Source organism: Chryseobacterium ginsengisoli (assembly GCF_039542325.1).
Taxonomy (GTDB): Bacteria; Bacteroidota; Bacteroidia; order Flavobacteriales; family Weeksellaceae; genus Chryseobacterium; species Chryseobacterium ginsengisoli.
Window position 1 is genome coordinate 926,261 of record NZ_BAABHX010000001.1, and the last position, 20,182, is coordinate 946,442.

Annotated in this window: 23 protein-coding genes; 14 read left to right on the forward strand and 9 right to left on the reverse strand. The window is 31.3% G+C overall.

Going from position 1 to position 20,182, the window contains the following annotated elements; all coding sequences use genetic code 11:
- Positions 1-52 precede the first annotated feature (52 nt).
- Complete coding sequence (gene rpoN / locus ABD940_RS04360) at positions 53-1,516, reverse strand: RNA polymerase factor sigma-54 (protein WP_345200545.1); 1,464 nt, start codon at positions 1,514-1,516, stop codon at positions 53-55.
- Between the two features lie 375 nt (positions 1,517-1,891).
- On the opposite strand from rpoN, the gene ABD940_RS04365 reads away from it, so the two are divergent.
- Complete coding sequence (locus tag ABD940_RS04365) at positions 1,892-2,080, forward strand: hypothetical protein (protein WP_345200547.1); 189 nt, start codon at positions 1,892-1,894, stop codon at positions 2,078-2,080.
- Between the two features lie 51 nt (positions 2,081-2,131).
- Here the strand turns inward: ABD940_RS04365 and asnS are convergent, their stop codons facing one another.
- The 3 genes from asnS to ABD940_RS04380 all read right to left on the reverse strand — a co-directional run bounded on the left by asnS (position 2,132) and on the right by ABD940_RS04380 (position 4,869).
- A complete protein-coding gene (gene asnS / locus ABD940_RS04370; RefSeq protein ID WP_345200548.1) occupies positions 2,132-3,580 on the reverse strand; it encodes an asparagine--tRNA ligase in 1,449 nt (482 codons plus the stop codon).
- Positions 3,581-3,715: 135 nt separating this feature from the next.
- Positions 3,716-4,315 (reverse strand): CDP-alcohol phosphatidyltransferase family protein, encoded by a 600-nt coding sequence (locus ABD940_RS04375; protein WP_345200549.1) that lies wholly within the window; start codon positions 4,313-4,315, stop codon positions 3,716-3,718.
- 2 nt (positions 4,316-4,317) lie between these two features.
- Complete coding sequence (locus tag ABD940_RS04380) at positions 4,318-4,869, reverse strand: lipoprotein (protein ID WP_345200550.1); 552 nt, start codon at positions 4,867-4,869, stop codon at positions 4,318-4,320.
- A 103-nt stretch (positions 4,870-4,972) separates the two neighbouring features.
- On the opposite strand from ABD940_RS04380, the gene ABD940_RS04385 reads away from it, so the two are divergent.
- The 3 genes from ABD940_RS04385 (at position 4,973) to ABD940_RS04395 (ending at position 8,409) form a co-directional block, all read left to right on the forward strand.
- Positions 4,973-5,899 carry a helix-turn-helix domain-containing protein gene (locus ABD940_RS04385; RefSeq protein ID WP_345200552.1) on the forward strand — a complete coding sequence of 309 codons (927 nt, stop codon included), beginning with the start codon at positions 4,973-4,975 and terminating at the stop codon, positions 5,897-5,899.
- A gap of 1 nt (position 5,900) precedes the next feature.
- Positions 5,901-6,701, forward strand: a complete 801-nt coding sequence (locus ABD940_RS04390; RefSeq protein WP_345200553.1) for an AraC family transcriptional regulator — start codon at positions 5,901-5,903, stop codon at positions 6,699-6,701.
- Between the two features lie 70 nt (positions 6,702-6,771).
- Entirely contained in the window at positions 6,772-8,409 is a 1,638-nt protein-coding gene (locus ABD940_RS04395) for a serine hydrolase domain-containing protein (RefSeq protein WP_345200554.1), read from the forward strand.
- An 89-nt stretch (positions 8,410-8,498) separates the two neighbouring features.
- Here the strand turns inward: ABD940_RS04395 and rimM are convergent, their stop codons facing one another.
- From rimM to ABD940_RS04415, 4 genes are all read right to left on the reverse strand, one after another.
- Positions 8,499-9,041: a ribosome maturation factor RimM gene (rimM, locus tag ABD940_RS04400; protein ID WP_345200555.1), complete on the reverse strand. Its 543-nt coding sequence runs from the start codon at positions 9,039-9,041 to the stop codon at positions 8,499-8,501.
- Positions 9,042-9,052: 11 nt separating this feature from the next.
- Positions 9,053-9,610: a 30S ribosomal protein S16 gene (locus tag ABD940_RS04405; protein WP_345200556.1), complete on the reverse strand. Its 558-nt coding sequence runs from the start codon at positions 9,608-9,610 to the stop codon at positions 9,053-9,055.
- A 240-nt stretch (positions 9,611-9,850) separates the two neighbouring features.
- A complete protein-coding gene (locus ABD940_RS04410) occupies positions 9,851-10,360 on the reverse strand; it encodes a nitroreductase family protein (RefSeq protein ID WP_345200558.1) in 510 nt (169 codons plus the stop codon).
- 249 nt (positions 10,361-10,609) lie between these two features.
- A complete protein-coding gene (locus tag ABD940_RS04415) occupies positions 10,610-11,059 on the reverse strand; it encodes a GreA/GreB family elongation factor (protein WP_345200559.1) in 450 nt (149 codons plus the stop codon).
- A 133-nt stretch (positions 11,060-11,192) separates the two neighbouring features.
- Here ABD940_RS04415 and ABD940_RS04420 point away from each other — a divergent pair, with 133 nt between their 5' ends.
- Entirely contained in the window at positions 11,193-11,558 is a 366-nt protein-coding gene (locus tag ABD940_RS04420) for a DUF805 domain-containing protein (protein WP_345200560.1), read from the forward strand.
- Between the two features lie 39 nt (positions 11,559-11,597).
- Here the strand turns inward: ABD940_RS04420 and ABD940_RS04425 are convergent, their stop codons facing one another.
- Positions 11,598-12,131, reverse strand: a complete 534-nt coding sequence (locus ABD940_RS04425) for an SRPBCC family protein (protein WP_345200562.1) — start codon at positions 12,129-12,131, stop codon at positions 11,598-11,600.
- Between the two features lie 215 nt (positions 12,132-12,346).
- On the opposite strand from ABD940_RS04425, the gene ABD940_RS04430 reads away from it, so the two are divergent.
- The 9 genes from ABD940_RS04430 to ABD940_RS04470 all read left to right on the forward strand — a co-directional run bounded on the left by ABD940_RS04430 (position 12,347) and on the right by ABD940_RS04470 (position 20,173).
- Positions 12,347-14,365, forward strand: a complete 2,019-nt coding sequence (locus ABD940_RS04430; RefSeq protein WP_345200563.1) for a M3 family metallopeptidase — start codon at positions 12,347-12,349, stop codon at positions 14,363-14,365.
- Between the two features lie 67 nt (positions 14,366-14,432).
- Positions 14,433-14,864 (forward strand): hypothetical protein, encoded by a 432-nt coding sequence (locus ABD940_RS04435; RefSeq protein WP_345200564.1) that lies wholly within the window; start codon positions 14,433-14,435, stop codon positions 14,862-14,864.
- A gap of 26 nt (positions 14,865-14,890) precedes the next feature.
- The gene (locus ABD940_RS04440) at positions 14,891-15,460 is read left to right on the forward strand and encodes a hypothetical protein (RefSeq protein WP_345200565.1); all 570 of its coding nucleotides are present in this window, start codon (positions 14,891-14,893) and stop codon (positions 15,458-15,460) included.
- 74 nt (positions 15,461-15,534) lie between these two features.
- Positions 15,535-16,356 carry a carboxylesterase family protein gene (locus tag ABD940_RS04445; RefSeq protein ID WP_345200567.1) on the forward strand — a complete coding sequence of 274 codons (822 nt, stop codon included), beginning with the start codon at positions 15,535-15,537 and terminating at the stop codon, positions 16,354-16,356.
- A 37-nt stretch (positions 16,357-16,393) separates the two neighbouring features.
- Positions 16,394-16,777 carry a tetratricopeptide repeat protein gene (locus ABD940_RS04450; RefSeq protein ID WP_345200568.1) on the forward strand — a complete coding sequence of 128 codons (384 nt, stop codon included), beginning with the start codon at positions 16,394-16,396 and terminating at the stop codon, positions 16,775-16,777.
- Positions 16,778-16,881: 104 nt separating this feature from the next.
- A complete protein-coding gene (locus ABD940_RS04455) occupies positions 16,882-17,145 on the forward strand; it encodes a hypothetical protein (protein WP_345200569.1) in 264 nt (87 codons plus the stop codon).
- 406 nt (positions 17,146-17,551) lie between these two features.
- Complete coding sequence (locus ABD940_RS04460) at positions 17,552-18,514, forward strand: GNAT family N-acetyltransferase (protein ID WP_345200570.1); 963 nt, start codon at positions 17,552-17,554, stop codon at positions 18,512-18,514.
- Between the two features lie 58 nt (positions 18,515-18,572).
- The gene (locus ABD940_RS04465) at positions 18,573-19,451 is read left to right on the forward strand and encodes a hypothetical protein (RefSeq protein ID WP_345200572.1); all 879 of its coding nucleotides are present in this window, start codon (positions 18,573-18,575) and stop codon (positions 19,449-19,451) included.
- Positions 19,452-19,549: 98 nt separating this feature from the next.
- Complete coding sequence (locus tag ABD940_RS04470) at positions 19,550-20,173, forward strand: hypothetical protein (RefSeq protein ID WP_345200573.1); 624 nt, start codon at positions 19,550-19,552, stop codon at positions 20,171-20,173.
- The last annotated feature ends 9 nt before the right edge of the window (positions 20,174-20,182 follow it).

Below are 20,182 nucleotides of genomic sequence, written 5' to 3' on the forward strand. Positions count from 1 at the left end.
TTTAAAGTAAAACAGAAAAGCATTTCGATTTGAAATGCTTTTCTTATATTTTTTAAAGTTCTTTTCTTAGTCTTGCAACAGGAATATTTAACTGTTCACGATATTTTGCAATCGTTCTTCGTGCAATATTATAGCCCTGTTCTTTAAGAATAACTACCAAAGCATCATCTGTCAAAGGTTTTCTTTTATTTTCTTTACTGATAACTTCCTGAAGGTGATTTTTAATTTCTTTTGTAGAAACCTCCTCTCCATCATCATTGGTTAAACTATCTGAAAATAAATCTTTTAAATAAACAATTCCGTTTGATGTATCGGCATATTTACTTTTAACAACCCTTGAAATCGTAGAAATATCAAATCCTGTAATATCTGCAATATCTTTCAGAATCATTGGTCTTAAAGATTTTTCGTCCCCAGTAATAAAATAATCCTTCTGAAATTTCACAATCGCTGTAATTGTTTGCAGCAAAGTATTCTGACGTTGATTGATCGCATCAATATACCATTTTGCAGCATCCAGTTTTTGCTTAATAAATAAAGCAGCCTGCTTGTGTTCGGAAGAATTTTTATCATGAGAATACGTTGACAGGATATCTTTATATTCTTCGGAAACTCTTAAAGTAGGTGCATTTTTACTGTTCAGCATAGGAATCACCATTCCATCTTTTACCTGAATTACAAAATCCGGGATAATTTCCTGGTTGATAGTAATGGTCTGAGTATCGAAATTTCCACCAACTTTTGGAGACAATTTTGAGATTTCATCCAAAGCATCTTTCAGATCTTCTTCCTCAATATCATATTTTTGGATGATCTTATTGTAATGTTTGTTTGTCAAAGCATCAAACTGATGCCTCAAAATATTTGCAGCCAGAGAAACCGCTTTATCAGAGCTTACTTTCTTTTCAATCTGCAGCAAAAGACATTCCTGCAAACCTCTCGCTCCCACTCCGGGAGGATCAAGCTTTTGGACATAGTTTTCAAGAATATCTTCAACATTTTCTTTCGTTGTATAAATTCCCTGTGAAAACGCTAGATCATCAACAATAGATTTGACTTCCCTTCTTAAATATCCGTCAGTATCAAGATTTCCGATGAGATATTCTGCAATTTTCACATCTTCTTTATTGATATTTACAAGATGAATCTGTTCTAAAAGATAATCATATAGAGACTGACCCTCCGTTAAAAGGCTTTCGTTATCGAATTCTTCGTCATCAGCAGAATAATTGCTGGACGAAGTTTTATAGCTTGGTTCGTCGTCATAAAGATATTGGTCTACATCAAAATCTGTTTCAATGCTTTCTGTACCCTCATTTTCATAAGAATCTTCCAGCGCAGCATAATCATCTTCTTTAGATTCTTCTTTTGCGATTTCCAATGCCGGATTCTCTTCTAACTCTCTCTCCAATTCCTCTTCAAATTCCAGAGTGTGAAGCTGGATCAACTTCATCAACTGGATTTGTTGGGGAGCCAACTTCTGTCCTAATTTGAGTTGTAAGTGTTGTTTAAGCATATTATTAATTGGTGTTTTAACATAACATATTCTACGAATTTAATAAATTATTTCGACAAAAAAACATTTTAGCATGATTTTTGCATTATATGGTACGTAATAAACTATAAAAATAAACAACAAAAGCCTTTAATCGATTTTTAAAGGCTTTTTTATTTTAGATTTAGAAATTAAAATTTGTTATTATTTCATATATTTAAAATAAAAAAAATAATGATTCGAATTGGGTTAATATATCTTTTGCCTTTTATGTTAATTTTTATATTGTTTGGAAAGCAAAGTGTAAGATATAATCAAAAAACTGGATTAAGAACTTTTATTGCCCTTCTATTATTTTTTGGATTTCAATTTATTTCTTCATTTACAGTCTCTTTTTTGATTTTAAAATACAGTTCTGATGAGAATCCTAAACAAACTTTGGTTGACAATATTCTTCTTATTAATATTTTATCTTCTGCATTAGGCGCCATCACAACATTTTTATATTACAGATTTACTGAAAAGAAATTGAAAATTAATTTTTCAGAGAACGATAAAGAAATTGATAGTTTGGGAGAAAAATAGTAAGCGCCAAAAATCTAAGATTTTTGGCGCTTATTTTATATTTAGTAGAGATTAAAACTCTGCATTTTTCGGTGTTCTCGGGAAAGGAATTACGTCTCTGATGTTCGTCATACCTGTTACGAAAAGAACCAATCTTTCCAAACCTAAACCAAATCCTGCATGCGGAACAGAACCGAATTTTCTGGTGTCTAAATACCACCAAAGTTCGTGCTCATCAACATGCATCTCTGTCATTTTCTGCTTTAAAACATCCAGTCTTGCTTCTCTTTCGGAACCTCCGATGATTTCACCGATTCCTGGGAAAAGTACGTCCATTGCTGCAACCGTTTTGTTGTCGTCGTTCAACTTCATGTAGAATGCTTTGATCTCTTTCGGATAATCAAATAAAACTACCGGACTTTCAAAATGCTTTTCAACCAAAAATCTCTCGTGCTCAGATTGAAGATCCGTTCCCCAGCTTTCAACCGGGTATTGGAATTTTCCTTTTTTATTCTCTTTAGAATTCATTAAGATCTCGATCGCTTCCGTATAGCTTACACGTTTGAAACGTTTAGCAATAACATTCTGAAGTTTTTCGATCAAACCTTCTTTTGCTCTGTCTTTTTCCGGTTTTGATTTTTGTTCCTCTTCAAAACGCTTGTCTAAGAAATCAAGATCATCTTTACAGTTATCCAGAACATATTGAATTACATATTTAAGGAAATCTTCCGCCAAATCGATGTTGTCTTCCAAATTGTTGAAAGCAACTTCCGGCTCTATCATCCAGAATTCAGCCAAGTGACGTGTCGTGTTTGAGTTTTCAGCACGGAAAGTCGGTCCGAAAGTATAAATTCTTCCCAATCCCATTGCTGCAGTTTCTCCTTCAAGCTGTCCTGAAACCGTTAAGTTTGTTTTTTTACCAAAGAAATCCTGAGCGAAATCAATATCTCCCTGCTCGTCTCTTGGAATATTATTTAAGTCGAAGTTGGTTACTCCAAACATTTCACCCGCTCCTTCTGCATCAGCTCCAGTAATTACAGGCGTGTTGATGTAAAAGAATTGGTTTTGGTTAAAGAAAGAATGCACCGCAAAACTTACCGCGTGACGCACTCTGAAAACCGCTCCGAATAGGTTTGTTCTAAATCTTAAATGCGCTTGGTCTCTCAATGTTTCCAATGAGTGTTTTTTAGGCTGAAGAATCGTTTTGTCTCTGTCTTCTGTGAAGTTATCTCCTAAAATTGTAATTTTTTTAGCAATAATTTCTACAGCTTGTCCTGCTCCCTGACTTTCCACAACCTCGCCAACAATTTTCAAAGAAGCTGCTGTACTTATTTTGCTAATAATTTCTTCGTCAAAATTTTCGAAATCAACAACTATCTGCAAATTATTAATCGTAGAACCATCATTTAGCGCAATAAAGCGATTCGCACGGAACGTTCTTACCCAACCGTAAACCGTAATGTCATGATGTAATACTTTCTTGTAATCCTGTAGGATTTCCTTAATTGTCTGCTTTTTCATTTGTTGATTAAAATTTTCTATAAAAATTAATGAGTGCAAAGTTACAAAAAAACAGCGCAATTTGATGATGGCGCTGTCTTAATTAAAAATTCATTTATCAATTGTTCAACGAAAAACTATGCTTTGAGTATTATTTTAATTAAAGAAAATCGACTTTTTACGTTTTTTACCATTTCGGATTTTCCATGCGTGATAAGAACTTGGAACGTCATATTGCCATTTTGGAAGGATTAAAACAATCAAAATAACATCAATATGAGAAATAAATCCCAAAATTACAGTAAGATAAAAAGCCCAACCCGCCCGTTGAAATCCAATTAAATAAGTAAAAGCAATCAACAAACTCAATCCCCACATTTTTGATAAAAAAGCATGAGTACAGGTTTCCTTTCCAAATTTCCAAATGCTGACAACGTAGCAAAGTGCTTCCATAACGAAGATTAAAACAATACCTTTCCATTCGTGTTTAATCAATTCAGGATTTAGAAAATACACTGCAAATCCTAATGAAAGCCAGAAAATCAAATCTGTTTGGCTGTCTAATCTTCTTAGTTTTTCAGAAGAAATTCCAACTTTTCGGGCGATAATTCCGTCGAAAATATCCGTTAATAATCCGAAATACATTAAACTTAAAATTAAAAACCGGGATTCTTCTCCTTTGAAATAAGCTAAAGAAATAATAATCGGCGCCAAAATGAATCTTATGGCAATTAAGATATATGGTATTGTTTTCATAATCATAATGTTTTTTCAAAAGTTAAATTATAATGAAATGTTTTCCAGTCACTCATAACAATTAATATCCCGTTACAGAAAAAGTAATTCGACTCTACATATAAATTTTTGTTTTCATCAATTCTAAAACGAGATTTCTGGATATTCCAACCACCAAAAATCAATGGAATTCCATCGAGCATGAATCTTTTTTCCTTTAAATAGATAAATCCATCATGTTTTAATTTCACTTTTAAATTTCTATCAAATAATAAGTTTTCAGCTTCATATATTTTCACATTTAATCTATTTTGATTGATTGCTTTTAATATTACTTTCAAATCCTTTTTTTCATACTTTTCTTTGAAATTAAACATATTGGTATTTCTATCAAAAACACTTGTCAGACTTCTAACATAAAAACCATCACCAGAAAATGGGAGATTATTATAAGTCCCATTGATAAGATCCAGACTACTCGTTTCCAATTTATTATCAATGAATTTTTCATTTTTAAATGTCGCGCAACTACTTAACAGTAATATAATACTCAAGTAAAAAAATATTTTTTTCATAGTTATTGTCTAAAATTATACCTCAAAATTAAATGTGAAAAGCACAAAATTAAATGCGAAAAAAAATTAAAATAAATGAGTACATTTGTGAAAATCACAAAACATGCATCAGGAAAGTTTGCTTAAAGAAATTCGTAAAAGAATTGGCGCCAAATCATTGAATGACGAGATCGCAAATATTCTTTCGATAAGTTATGATGCAGCGCACAGAAGAACTTCTTTAAAAGCAAAATTCAGTTTTGAAGAAGCTTTGGAACTGGCAAAATATTATCAGATTTCGCTGGATCAGTTTCTAACTTCGGATCATCAGATTTTAGTACAAAAAACATCTGCAGTTACTACAACGGAAGATTTACAGTCTTTTTTTCAGAATAATCTTGGTGTTTTTGAAAATTTACCGCTTTCTGATGGAATGACAATTTATTATTCTGCGAAGGATATTCCATTCTTTTATACGCTTTCGGACAGCCTTCTTTCCCGTTTCAAAATTTATGTCTGGATGAATTTGTTGAATGCTAAACAGGTTTTTGTTCCTTTTTTACAATTCTCACCTCCTTATTTTGAAGCAGATACACAGGAATTGCGGAAAAAATACGAAGAACAAAATGTTGTGGAATTATGGAATGACATGACGGTTTCCAGTATCTTACAACAAATTTTATTTTATTATGAAACCGGACTTTTGAAAAAAAATGAAGGGCAAATTATTCTAAAAGAATTGAAAGAATTAATAGAATATATCGAGCAAAAAACAGAAAACAATCCAAAATTTCACCTGTATGAAAATGAATTGATGCACCTTTCCAACGATATATTTTTTCATCATCCGCAACATTCGCTTTTTGCGCTGCCAACGAATATGTTTGGATATATCTTAATTAATGATGCTAAAACCTGCAACGAAACACAAAATTATTTTGAGCATCAAATAAAAAATTCGAAATCGCTGAATACTTCAGGAAATCGTGACAGAAAGATCTTTTTCAACAAAATGTATCAACAGATTGAAAATTTAAACCAAAAACTATAATATGAAAAATCTTCGTAATGGTGAATTTTTCGGACACACCAATGAAACCCTCAGTTTTGATGGATTGACTATTACGGATACAGAATATACGCATCCTTTTGTCGATTGGCATTATCATGAAAATCCATATTTCACTTTTCTATTACAGGGAAATATGACAGAAGGTAATAAAAAAGAAATTTACGACTGTTCCGCCGGGACACTGCTTTATCACCATTGGGAAGATGCTCATTACAACATAAAACCAGAGGTTTTTACACGGGGCTTTCATATCGAAATTACAGAAAACTGGTTTGAAAAACTTCAACTTTCAAAAGATCAGATTGAAGGAAGTTTCAATATTAAAAATCCGGATTTAAAATTATTGATTTATCAGATTTTAAAAGAAACTAAAATTAATGATGATTCGTTCGAATTGTCTGTTAATCAGCTTTTACTGAATATTTTTGATCGCTTATCCAATCAAAAAGAAAATTCAGACAAGAATCCGGTTTGGGTAAAACAAATCAATGAAATTTTGCATGAAAGTTTTACAGAAAAATTAAGTTTAGCTGAACTTTCTCAAACTTTAAATATTCATCCGATGCATTTGAGCAGAGATTTTCAGAAATATTTTCAATGTAATTTGGGAGAATATGTAAGAAAATTAAAGGTCGAGAAATCGTTGAAGATTTTAAATGATTTTGAATCTTTATCTGAAGTTGCGCTAGAATGCGGATTTTCAGATCAAAGCCATTTTATTCGTTGTTTTAAGGAAAATATAGGAATTACTCCATTGAAATATCGAAAGATTTTGAAATAAACTTCACATGTTAATTTCATTCTATTTTTTATAAAAACAGATGCCTATTTTTGTTTAGATAAAATTTACAATGAAACCAATCCTCTTATTCTTTCTGAATATAATTTTCGGATTTTCTTTAGCACAAAATATTATTGAACCTGAAAAAATTGAGAATTCAATTCAGAAAAATCATTTGAGCACAATAATGTTTTTAGATAAAGTCACTCCTTTAGAAAATATAAAAGAAACTGATTTCCTAAAAACTATGACATTTCAGGAAGATAAAGATTTTGACATTCGGGTTTTTATGGATAATTCTTTAGTCAATTATTTGCATCAACTTGATTCTTCTTTATCCGTTGATGAATTGTTTAAAAAAGGAAATTATCAATTCAATTTCTTTGTTGACGGAAAATTAATTTATACCGAAAATCTGAATTCAGGAGCCGGAACAGCTGAAAACAAAAAGACTAAAACAAGTTTCAGAATTCCTTTTCTTAGTACAACAAACGAAGATTCCTGGGGGAAATATTTGTGGATGAGATTCTATCTTGCTAATGGTGGAATTGATGCTTTGCAGACAGGAAATCATACATTAAAAATTGAAATTAAACCTTATTTAAAATTATCAACTTTAAAGGTTGGAAATGTAATTGCAAAAGGTGAAATCCAATTAATTGTTCCGCAAAAGAATGTTTCTGCGGAACAAATTGCTCTACAAAAAATAATGCCAAACAGCGGTTGGAAAGTTTCCGATGAGAAATTTAATGAAGAAAAAATAAGACTTTTAAATAAAAAAATCGCAGAAAACAGATTCCGTGATATTACAGGAATCGTTGTGATTAAAAATGAAAAACTGTTATTGGAAGAATATTTTAATGGCTATAAAAGAGACAGTTTGAATGACACCCGTTCTGTCGGAAAGTCATTTTCTTCAGCATTGATGGGAATTGCGATAAAAGACGGTTATATTAAAAATGAAAACCAAAGTCTTGGAAATTTTTATGATTTAAAACAATTCGGTAATTATTCTTCTAAAAAAGATAGTGTTACGATTAAAAGTTTGTTAACAATGAGTTCGGGTTTTGACGGAAATGACCAAGACGAAGAATCTCCCGGAAATGAAGAAAATATGTACCCAACTGACAATTGGATAAAATTTGTTCTCAATTTGCCTATGTCGGAAAATAAAATCGGAAAAACCTGGAATTATTTTACAGCCGGAGTTATTTTGACAGGCGATATTTTAGATAAATCTGTTCCTAATGGTTTAGAAAACTATGCCGATAAAAAACTTTTTCAACCTTTGGGAATCACCAATTATAAATGGCAATTCACACCTCAGCAAAAACCTTCTTTGGCAGGAGGACTGAAAATGAACGCTTTAGATTTCGCCAAATTCGGACAACTTTATAAAAATAACGGAATATGGAATGGAAAAAGAATTTTAGATAAAAACTGGATCAAAAAATCGTTTACCAATTATTTTACTGATAATAAAGACTTTGAAGGATATGGTTATTTATTCTGGAGAAAAGTTTATAAAATTGGAAACAGAAGTTTAGAATCTTACCAATCCAATGGAAACGGCGGAAACAAGATTATCATATTTACAGAAATTCCTGTTGTGATAATTGTTACAGCAAAAGCATATAACAAACCTTATGCACATTCTCAGGTTGATAAAATAGTACAGGAATATGTATTACCCGCAGTTTATGAGTAATAATTTGATAATAAAAAAATTGTGCGAAATATTTATAGAATAAAAAGGCAGATTTAATTATCAGCTTTTTTTTTACAAAAGAGAAAAAATTATTCGTCTTTCTTAGAAGCAATCAAAAATACATCGATAAGACCTTCAGGAAGCTGCATTTTGATAATCCTTTCTTCTCTGTCTACTTCAAGAATCCAGTCTTTGATCATAGGAATTACAACTTCTTTTCCGTCTAAATTGGTCACAAAATAAACCTGAGCCGTCTGATCGTTAACAGATCTGATGACACCACAGTCATTATCATTTTCATCAAGAATATTATATCCTATGATTTCGTGATAATAAAATTGTTTCCCTGTAAGTTTTGGCAATGTAGACAATGGTAAATAAACGTCTTTACCTAAAGATTGGTCTACCAATGCTTCTGTAGAATTTTTGAAAGCAATATTCAGAGCATCTAATTTGCTCCAAGATGACTTTTCAATAAAAAAAGGAACCAATAATCCGTTGATTTCAACGAATATTGATTCCAGTTTATTGTAAAGCTCGGGTTGATCGGTATCCAATTTAAGGATAACATTCCCCGCAAGTCCGTGTCTGCGTGTGATTTTTCCTAATAAATAGCAATCTTCTTTACGCATATAGGATTTTCTTAAGCTTCAGTGTTTTCTTCTGTAGATTCAGCAGTAGCTTCTCCTTCAGCAGCAGTTTCCTCAGCAGGTGCATTTGCAGCTTCTTCAGCAGCCTTTGCATCAGCTTCAGCTTGTGCAGCCGCAGCAACTCTAGCTTCGTTTACTTTTGCTTCAGCATCTAAAGCAGCTTTCTTAGCATCAGATTTAGCAGTTGCCAAACCTTCTACTTTACCTTGTACTTTAGCATCTTTAGCATCTACCCAAGCAGCAAATCTTTTTTCAGCTTCAGCCTCATCAAAAGCTCCTTTAGCAACACCACCTTGTAAGTGTTTTTTGTAAAGTGCACCTTTGTAAGAAAGAATAGCTCTTGCAGTATCAGTTGGCTGAGCACCGTTGTTTAACCACTTTACAGCAGCATCAACGTTCAAGTCGATAGTTGCAGGGTTAGTAATTGGGTTGTAAGTTCCTAGTTTTTCGATGAATCTACCATCTCTTCTTGATCTAGAATCTGCAACCACGATGTGGAAAAAAGGTCTCCCTTTTGATCCGTGTCTTTGTAATCTGATTTTTACTGACATAATGTTGTGAATTTTATGGGATCTCGTCCCAGTTAAATATTTAAGAGTGCAAAGATATGGAAAATTTCCAATGTAGCAACTATTAAATACGACAATAGTTTTGATCTTTTAATTAAAATAAAACAAAAGGCAATACAGCTGAAAGAATTACAGAAATAAAAAAACACTATTTTACTGTATACTTAACATTAAAAGATAAGCGCAGTCTTAATTCTTTATAATTCCTGTAAATATTTCAATTTAAACAGCGCCTAAATAGAAAAGTCCAAGACATTTCTGATTTTCTTCGATCGTTAAAGATTCTTTCAGGTTATCAACAATTTTTGGAGAACTCCAATAACAGCCGATCTCGTTTGCGGCACAAGTAAGATACATATTCTGAACAGCCATTGAAACGGCAGCAATTTCTTCCCACTCCGAAACCATTCCACTGAAATTCACAACAATGGAAACTACGGCATCAGCTTTATTAATTTTAAAACCGATATCGTTGTATTTTTTCTCTAAGAAAAGTTGTTCGGGTTGAGAAGCTTTGTAAATAGACTGCATTTCTGAAGCCAATTTTGCTTTTTCTTCACCTTTGAATATTTTGAAACGCCAAGGTTTTGTACGTTTGTGATTAGGAGCAAATGTCGCCGAATTCAAAATCTCATCAAGAATTTCCTGAGAAATTTCTGCGTCTGTATAATCTTTTGGAAAGATACTTTTTCTTTGCTCTATGATTTCTTTTAAAACGTCTGCTTTATTCATGAATACAAAATTACAACATGAATTTCAATCTTTATAATTATTCTAAATTAAATTTCAAATGATTTTAAATTCTTAATTCTAATTTTGATTTAAAATTCGCCCATCATTCTGACTAAGGAAGAATCTTTTAGCCATAAAGATGAATAAAAATAGATTCTTCACTACGCTTCGCTTCATTCAGAAAGACAGCAGGATTTAATTTAAAAATTCATCATTCATCATTCATCATTCATCATTTATAATTTATAATTAAATAACCTCAACGATTTTCTGATGAATTTTATTTAATGTAAACTCGTCACCGGACTTCATGCCCATCATTTTCTTTGCCATCGGGCTTTCGGACGAAATAGCATAAAACCTATCACCTTCAAAAAAGAATTCTCCCAAAGAAACCGAAATATAAAAACGAGCTTTGTTGGTAATGACCAAAGAACCCAGCTGAACTTTTTCTGTGGAACTATTTAAAACTTTTGCCATATTTCTCTTTAAATCATTCAGAGCTCCGAGCTGTCTTTGCATTTGATAAATTTCTTCCTGCATTTCTTCTCGCATACTGTCATATTTCGGAGTCTTTTTGATATCGCGGCTTGCCTCTAAAGTAAATTCTATAAATTTTTTAAGCTTTTCTATTTTTTCGGCAATCACGTTTTTCACATAATCTCTTATGTTATTTTTCTCAAATACTATCTTCTCCATAAATCGAATCTTTATATAAAGATAATATTTTTTTAAATAATTTTTATTTGACTTAACATAAAATAACAGTTTTGAATATTTGATAAAAATCTTAAAATAATTTTTACATTTGTTTTTCTAAAAAACTAAAATCATGTTTAAAGCACCATTTTCATTCGACGGAAGAATCAGAAGAACCGAGTATGGTTTATCTTATCTTATTTACTTGGTATTTTCTGTACCATTTAATATTTATTTGAATACTAATAATGAAGATCCTTCAGGAATTGTTCTTGTTATCTTTTTTGTTTTACTTATTCCATTTTTATGGTTTATGCTTGCACAGGGAGCGAAAAGATGCCACGACAGAGGAAATTCCGGATGGTTTCAAATAATCCCTTTCTATGGTTTATGGATGTTATTTGGCGACAGCGATCATGGACCCAACGAATACGGACCGAACCCGAAAGGCGAAGGGAACTACAACTCTATCAACGAAATCGGTAAAAAAGAACTCTAAATAAAAAAGCCTTGCGAGATTATTCACAAGGCTTTCATTTTATTTTTCTGATAATTTCTTAAGGTTATCGAGACCTTCACCGTAAGATTTTCCCATTTGATAATCCATCATCGGTCTCATTATTTTCATCATCGGATCTTGTTCTGTATCCATTGTCCATGTTACTTTTGTGCCATTTCCTTCAGACGATAAAGTAATCTCCGAAGTTGCCTGTCCTTCGAAAGGTTTTTTAAACGTCATTTCCGTTTTCTGTTTTTCATTCAAAACCAGTTCTTTAATTTCCTGACAGCCTGCTCCTGCATCGTTATTTGCACTGTCCCAACAATATTTATCTCCCACCTGACCGGAATTTCCACTATAGTCAATTTTCATACCTGGATCTAATTTCATCCACGGATTCCACAGATTAAAGGCTTTCATTGAACTTATTTGTTGCCAAACTTTTTCCTTTGGAGCATTAATCACGATCGATTTTTCATAATGATAATTTTTACCGAAAGCCATCATAGCAATTACAGCATACAGAACAATTAAAAGAATAATTACTCCGATGATTTTTAAGATTGTTTTCATAGTTTAAATATGTTTAGAGTTTAATTTTTAACATTTATAAGTTTAAAAACCTGTTGTCAAAATTAGTCATTCGTACCCCAACTCCACTTTTCCTATGACAAGATTAATAAAGATAAACAATTTTGTCACATCTTTTTACTGAGGCATTATTTTTGCGCCATCATCTCTCAAATCACTATGATTGCTTACATTTACAATAATTAAAAAATCGAAAAATGAATATTTTAACAGAAAATTTTAATACACCATATCATTCCGCGCCGTTTACTTCTATTAAAAATGAAGATTATCTTCCGGCTTTTCAAGAATTAATTCAAAAATCTGAAGCAGAAATCGACGCAATTGTCAACAATCCTGAAGAACCGACTTTTGAAAACGTCATTGAAGCATTGGCTTATTCCGGAGAACAGCTTGATAAGGTTTCCAATATATTTTTCAATCTAAATTCTGCCGAAACGAGTGATGAACTGCAACAAATTGCTCAGGAAGTTTCCCCAATTCTAACGGAATATTCATCAAAAATTTCTCAAAACGAAGCGTTGTTCAATAAAATTAAAAAAGTTTACGATGAAAAAGAGAAATACAATCTGAATGAAGAACAGCAAATGCTTTTGAATGAAACTTACAAAGATTTTGTGAGAAGTGGTGCATTGTTAAACGAAGAAGGCAAAGAAAAATTAAAGAAAATCAGTATGGATTTATCTTTAAAATCGCTTCAGTTCGGACAAAATGTATTGGCTTCGACGAATAATTATTTCAAACATATTACTAATAAAGAAGATCTTGCCGGAATTCCGGACGCCATTTTGGAACAATATGCCGAAGAAGCAAAAGAAAGAAATCTGGAAGGCTGGGTTGTGACATTACAATATCCGAGCTACATTCCTTTCATGACGTATGCAGAAAACCGTGAATTGAGAAAAGAAATCGCATTGGCAAATGGTAAAAAATCTTTTGAAGGCGATGAATTTGATAATCAAAATTTGATTAAAGAACTTCTTACTCTAAAACAGCAAAAGGCGGAATTATTAGGTTATAAGGATTATGCAAATTATGTTTTGGAAGAAAGAATGGCAAAATCTCCAACAAAAGTTATTGATTTCCTGAATGAACTTTTAACGAAAGCAAAACCTTATGCAAATAAAGAAATCGAAGAATTAAAATCGTTGGCAAAAGCTGACGGAATTGATGAAATGCAGGGTTATGATCATGCTTTTTATGCTGAAAAACTTCGTAAGGCAAAATATGATCTTAATGATGAGGAATTAAAACCATATTTCCCTTTAGAACAAGTTCAGGATGCTGTTTTCGGATTATCAAAACAACTTTTCGGATTGACTTTTGAGGGAAGAAATGATATTCCGAAATATCATGAAGATGTAAAAGTTTATGAAGTTAAAGAAAATGGTGAGTACAAATCTTTATTATATGTTGACTATTTTCCAAGAAAAGGTAAAAGAGCTGGAGCTTGGATGACGAGCTATAAAAGTCAGTATAAAAAAGATGGAGAAAATTCCCGTCCTCATATTTCTATTGTCTGTAATTTCAGCAAACCGACGAAAGATACACCGAGTTTACTGACATTTCAGGAAGTGACGACTTTGTTCCATGAATTTGGTCATGCTCTTCACGGAATGTTGGCAAATACGCAATATCCTACTCTTTCGGGAACTTCTGTGAAATGGGATTTTGTGGAATTACCTTCTCAATTTTTGGAAAACTTCTGTTACGAACCGGAATTTTTAAAAACTTTTGCCAAACATTACAAAACAGGAGAAGTTCTTCCGGATGAAAAAATTGAAAAGATTGCTCAGTCGAAAAACTTTATGGAAGGTTATCAAACGATGAGACAGCTTGGTTTCGGGTTGTTGGATATGAATTACCATTCTAAAGTTGCAGAGTTGGAAAACAAAACTATTAAAGAATTTGAAGATGAGTATACGAAAGCAACGCAATTGTACCCTTCAAATCCTGAAACAGCGATGAGCCCAAGTTTTTCGCACATTTTTCAAGGTGGATATTCTGCAGGATATTATTCCTACAAATGGGCAGAAGTTCTGGATGCAGATGCATTTCAATATTTTAAAGAAAACGGAATTTTCAATCCTGAAATTGCAGCGAAATACAAAGTTCTTCTTTCTTCGGGAGGTACAAAAGATCCGATGGAATTGTATAAGGATTTCAGAGGAAGTGAGCCGAAAGTGGAGAGTTTGCTGAAGAGGGCGTTTGGATAATAGATAATACATTAAAAAACCATTAAGTTTGAGAAGGACTTAATGGTTTTTAATTTAATAAAAATCAATGGAAATAATTAGGGATATTGTTTGCCAAGTTTATTACGATTCGAAATCATCTGAAAAAATCTTTGAGCTTCTCAATTTATATTTACCGAAATATGAACCTTTGAATTTGGATTATACTTTCAGAATTGATAGCGAGGAAGGATTTAGCAGCAATCATAATATGATTGATTATTTTGTGAATACTGATAATGTTGATACAACATTTTATTGGAATCAATATACTGATAATCCTAATAAAATTATGTTTGGTGTAAATATTACAGACGACAACAAAACTATATTTAGCTTAACTATTGACGGAACAATTTTATTGGCAGAAATTTATTTAAATGATTTAAAACAAAGATTAAATTCCGATATTGGGGTTATTACTTTTGTGAATCCTGCAGAATATGAAAATGGATCTGATTTTAAACTTAAATATCAATAACTTCATTCAATTAATAAAAACTGAGAATGACGAGACAAATCACAGACCGACTTATATTTGAAAATAAAGAATATTATCTCAACGTTGAGCTTTTAGAAGATTACTTTCGCGAATTTCCTGAGAAAAGACCTGAATTTAAAATTAGTTGTACTGCTCTATGGAGAGGATATATCGCTATTTTTGAAATTAAAAATAAAGAACTTTTAATTAAAGAAATTGATTGGTTAACTGATGTTGATTTTAAGATGAAATCATTGAAAGATGAAATTTTTCCGAATAATAAATTTGAATGGTATTCTGGATTGATTAGAATTGATGATTTTAGAGGAGAATTTGATAAAGAATCTGAAAATGGAATTTTTGAGTATTTACAAATAGAAAATGGGAATTTTATTCAAAAAAGAGTTTTTAATTACGAGCAACTACAGAAATTTAAAAAAGAGCAATACGAATATTTTCTATTATCAGATGAAGTGAAAATAATTTGCAATTTTTGGAGAAAAAATAATGAAGAAGGAATAATTAATAAAGAAAGTTTAAATAAAATAATTTTTGAAAACATTATGCAGTATACCCGAAAGGTATATGTTGATTAAAGTATCTTAATTATTAAATCTTTTTTAACCCGGACATCAACAGCTTTTCTGCTTTGAAATAATCTTACACAATTATGAAAACCAAGATCATCTTTTTATTAATTTTTACAATCAATCAAGCTTTTGCTCAAAAGAAAGAATTTCGGGACACAAAAGTTGATACTCTTACCTTTCTGAACAATAGAAAATTATTAAACAGCTTAAATACTGATAAACTTCAAAAGAAAATATTTGTAGAAAATGACATTAAAATTCCTTACAGATTTTTAACGCCTAAAAATAACCGCAAAAACGAAAAATTTCCCTTGGTTATTACATTTCATAATTCTACAAGGATTGGAAATGATAATGAAAACCAGCTTGAACCATTCGCTAAAATATGGTTACGAGATGAAATTTATGAAAAGTATCAATGTTATGTTGTAGCTCCACAATTTAATAAACGCTCCACAAATTATGAGACTAATGGAGAAGGTGTTCAAATTTCAAAACCATCAAACGAAGTTTCCGCTTTATTGAAATTAATTAAAGATCTTGAAAAAGAATATCCCAATATTGATAAAAACAGAATTTATCTGATTGGTTATTCAATGGGTGGCTCAACTGCACAAAATCTTATGAATCTGCAACCCAATACATTTGCGGCAGTTGTTTCTGTGGCTTCTGTTCCAGATTTGTCGAACCTTAATAAAATTAAAGAAAAAAATATATGGTTAATCCACGGTAAAAATGATGATGAAAACCCATATATTGGAAGCGTTGAGTTGTATGATAAACTTTCCTCTGACAAAAATTTGATCTTCACAACTTTCACAAACCTTAATCATAATAATATTGTGATTCCATTTCTATTAACAGATGAAATTCCGAAATGGTTGTTCGGAAAACGCAGGTAAAAGAAAATAATTATTGACAATTCCGTAATTTTACGCCATGAATAACATAACCCAAAGATTAGAAAACGTAAAAAAACTCCAAGCCAAAAGATGGGAAAATGAAGATCACTGGGACGATATTAATGATCTTTTAATTAAAGAACTGGATGAAATTTTGCTAATTGAGCCTGAAAATACTTCAGCCTTAATTAGTATCGGTGCAATTTATTCTGATATGGGAGAAGACGAACAAGCCTTGGAATATCTACATAAAGCATTAAATCTTGGTTCTGTTGACAAAAATCTCTTCATCAATCTGGCTATTGTAATGACTTATATGGGAAGGCATCCTGAAGAATATCATGAATATCTAGAAGAATCTGAAGATAAAACAGAAGATCCACTTACTTTTAAAGCTCATTTCGATCCTCAGTCACGTTGAGAATTTTTACTTAAACATGATCTAAAAATAAAATTCTGTTTATAAAACAATCAATTTAATTTCCTTAATTTTATCAAAAACATAAATATTTTTAACAATTTCCCATGAAAAAAACCATTATTTCGTCTTTATTTATTATTACTTTTTCATCTTCTTATGCACAACCTCCCCGTCAAAGATCTACACTAGGAGGATTAGAGCAAAATTATCAGAATTTCAGTTCAAGAAAAGAAACGGTTATTGAAAAAGAGATTATTAAACTTGGAAAATTCAAGGATCTAAATTTTCAAAAAATAGTTCTAAAAGATTTATCGGACAATTCAACTTTAAACGTTTTCGCTATTATGGCTTTGTCTGGAAACTTTTGATAATATTTCCAAAAAGACAATCACTTTCGAAAAAGAAGAATTAACAAAGCTGATTGATGCACTTCAGAAAATTCAGCAAAATTCCGGCAAAAAACCAGACAACGAAACAAAATATAAATATCTGACAAAAAATAATATTGAAGTCGGAAGCAATTATAATCCAGTCTCAAAAACCTGGGAAAATTATTTAAAATTTGCTCCACAATTTTATTCTCAGGATCTCATTCTGTTTTCTTCAGACGAGCTTAATGAATTAATTAAAATGCTAAAAACAGCTGAGCAAAAACTATAGAATTCTTGCAGCAACCATCTCAAAACTAAATTCATAATTTTCATTAAAAGATTTGGCAATAATTTTTAAATCATTTACATTTGCATAATTAGTTATATAATCAATTACAAAACAATGAATGTTTTCGATAAAACCGGAAAAATGGCTTTAGGAAGCCGTATGAGAATTTTAACGGCAAAAATGACCGATGATGCAGCCAAGATCTATGAAATGTACAATGTTAAAGGATTTATCCCCAAATGGTTTCCTGTATATTTCCTTCTTTCGGAAGAAGGCGAGAAAACAATCACGGAAATTGCTGAAGAAATCGGACATTCTCAACCTTCTGTTACTAAAATAGTAAAGGAGATGACTGTAGCTGGTTTAATTGACAACAGTATTCAGTCGGTCGACAAACGTAGAAATGTTGTCGCTCTTTCTGAAAAAGGAACCGAACTTTCAAAAAAGATAAAAATTCAATGTGAAGATATTGATAATGCCGTTGGACTGATGCTGAATGAAGCTTCTCACAATCTTTGGGAAGCCATCAAAGAATGGGAACATATTTTGGAGAAAAAATCTTTATTTAAAAGAGTTCAGGATCAGAAAAAACTCCGCGAAAGTAAAGATGTAGAAATTGTAGAATATGAAGAGAAATATCAAAATGCCTTTAAATCTTTAAATGAAGAATGGATTTCTACTTATTTCGAAATGGAAGAAGCCGATTATAAAGCTTTAGACAACCCGAAAGAATATATTCTCGATAAAGGCGGGAAAATTTTGATCGCCCTTTACAACAATGAGCCTGTCGGAGTTTGCGCATTGATCAAAATGAATGACCCAAATTATGATTACGAAATGGCAAAAATGGCTGTTTCTCCAAAAGCTCAGGGAAAAAATATTGGCTGGCTTCTGGGAAAAGCCATTGCAGAGCAAGCAAAAAAATTAGGTGCCAAAAATCTTTATCTTGAAAGTAACACGATCTTAAAACCAGCTATTAATCTTTACTACAAACTAGGCTTTGAGAAAGTTGTCGGTCATGCGACACCCTACAAACGCTGTAATATTCAGATGGAATTGAAATTGAACGAAAAATAATTTTGCAAACAATAATTAAGAGAAAAATTCATTTATTTGTTATAAACTAATAGTAAAAATGAAACTTTTTTTATCATTATTTCTTTTCGGATTGTCTTTCACTTCTTTTGCCCAAACCAAAGATCAACTCATTCAATCGATCATTGATTATAATGTTCTGGATTCTGATTGTATAGGAATTGCCTGCTCAAAAAGCCCACAATATGAAAATTTTCAGAAACTAAAGAAAATGATTTCTAAAGAAGAGCTTTTGGAACTTTCAAAACATCAGAATCCCGTTCTCAGAACTTATATTCAGATTGAATTGATTAATACAGGTCATGATGTTCCTAAAATTCTATCATACGAACTCAGTAGAAACGATACAATCGACACTCAGGATGGCTGTCTCGGAAATTTCGATCTTACATCTGAAATTGTTTACAAAACTTATCGCGGAAAAGTACTTTTGGGAAGTATCACGAAAAATGACGATGAAAAAACAATACAAGTAAAAATAAAGAAAGCCATTGAGCAAGATTCAACCATGAAAATTCTTGACAGCATTATGATATATTCTGATCAGGAGTTATCCAATTATCGATATTTATATATTTTTGAAAATAGGAAATTTGATGTTAAAGACCTGCCACAAATTGAAAAAATGGCTTTCAAAAAAAATAATTTCTTTGCTTTTAAATATTTAATTTCAAACAATCCTGAGTATCAATCCAAAATAGAAAATTATCTACAAAATGATTTTATTAATGCGAATTTTGAAAGCTACAACAAAGCTGGGCATATTGAAGCGTTCATCAAATATTTATTAGAAACCAATAAAAATGAATATAAAAACATCGCCATAGACAAGTTAAGAAAGGATAAATCCTGGAAAGAATTTTCTCATTTTATGGAAGGTATTTTGAAAGAACATCACATAAACCCTGAAAATATTTAACATGTAATAAAATAAATTAAAAAACAGTTGATAACTTATGTAAAAAAATTCTTTACCTTAGAGATGAAAATACCGAAAACAAGGCATCACATAACATTATGGCGGAAGAACTTTATTTTATAAAAACCAATTTGGTTGCTGCAAAGATTAATTTGTACAACAAACTCTGCCGTGAAGAAGATACTGTGCTTGAATTTCTTAAAGATGATAAAAAAACGAGTCTTGAACTTATCAAGAAGAAAGTTCTTGAAAATGTGGAAAGCCTTTCAAAAGAAGAATTGCTTAATCTTATCAATTGGTTTAAAACAAAATACAATTCGGATTTTGAAGAAGTAAAAACTCAGCTTTTTATTCATGGGATTGATGTTTTTTATGAAATTTCACCTTCTTTCAATGTTGAAAAATTTCAGCAAATTCTTTCAGATTATGAAAAATATTCACAAAACAGTTTTAAATATAAGTTTGATTCGGAAAAATTCAACCAGTTCCTGATCTACGGAATATTTTTCACAGGATTAATAGACAGAGAAAATGGTCAGGAAAATTTTCTTTTTAACTTTTTAAAATCAGATTATCAAAATCTATATTCGTTTGCTGAAAATGAATTTAATGAAAGAAAATCTGATTTGCTTTTACAGCCTAATATTTACAATTGCTTTTCAGATTTGTATGACGGTACTAAATTTTATAAAGGATCGATTATCGAACTTCATGATTTTTAAATTCAGCTT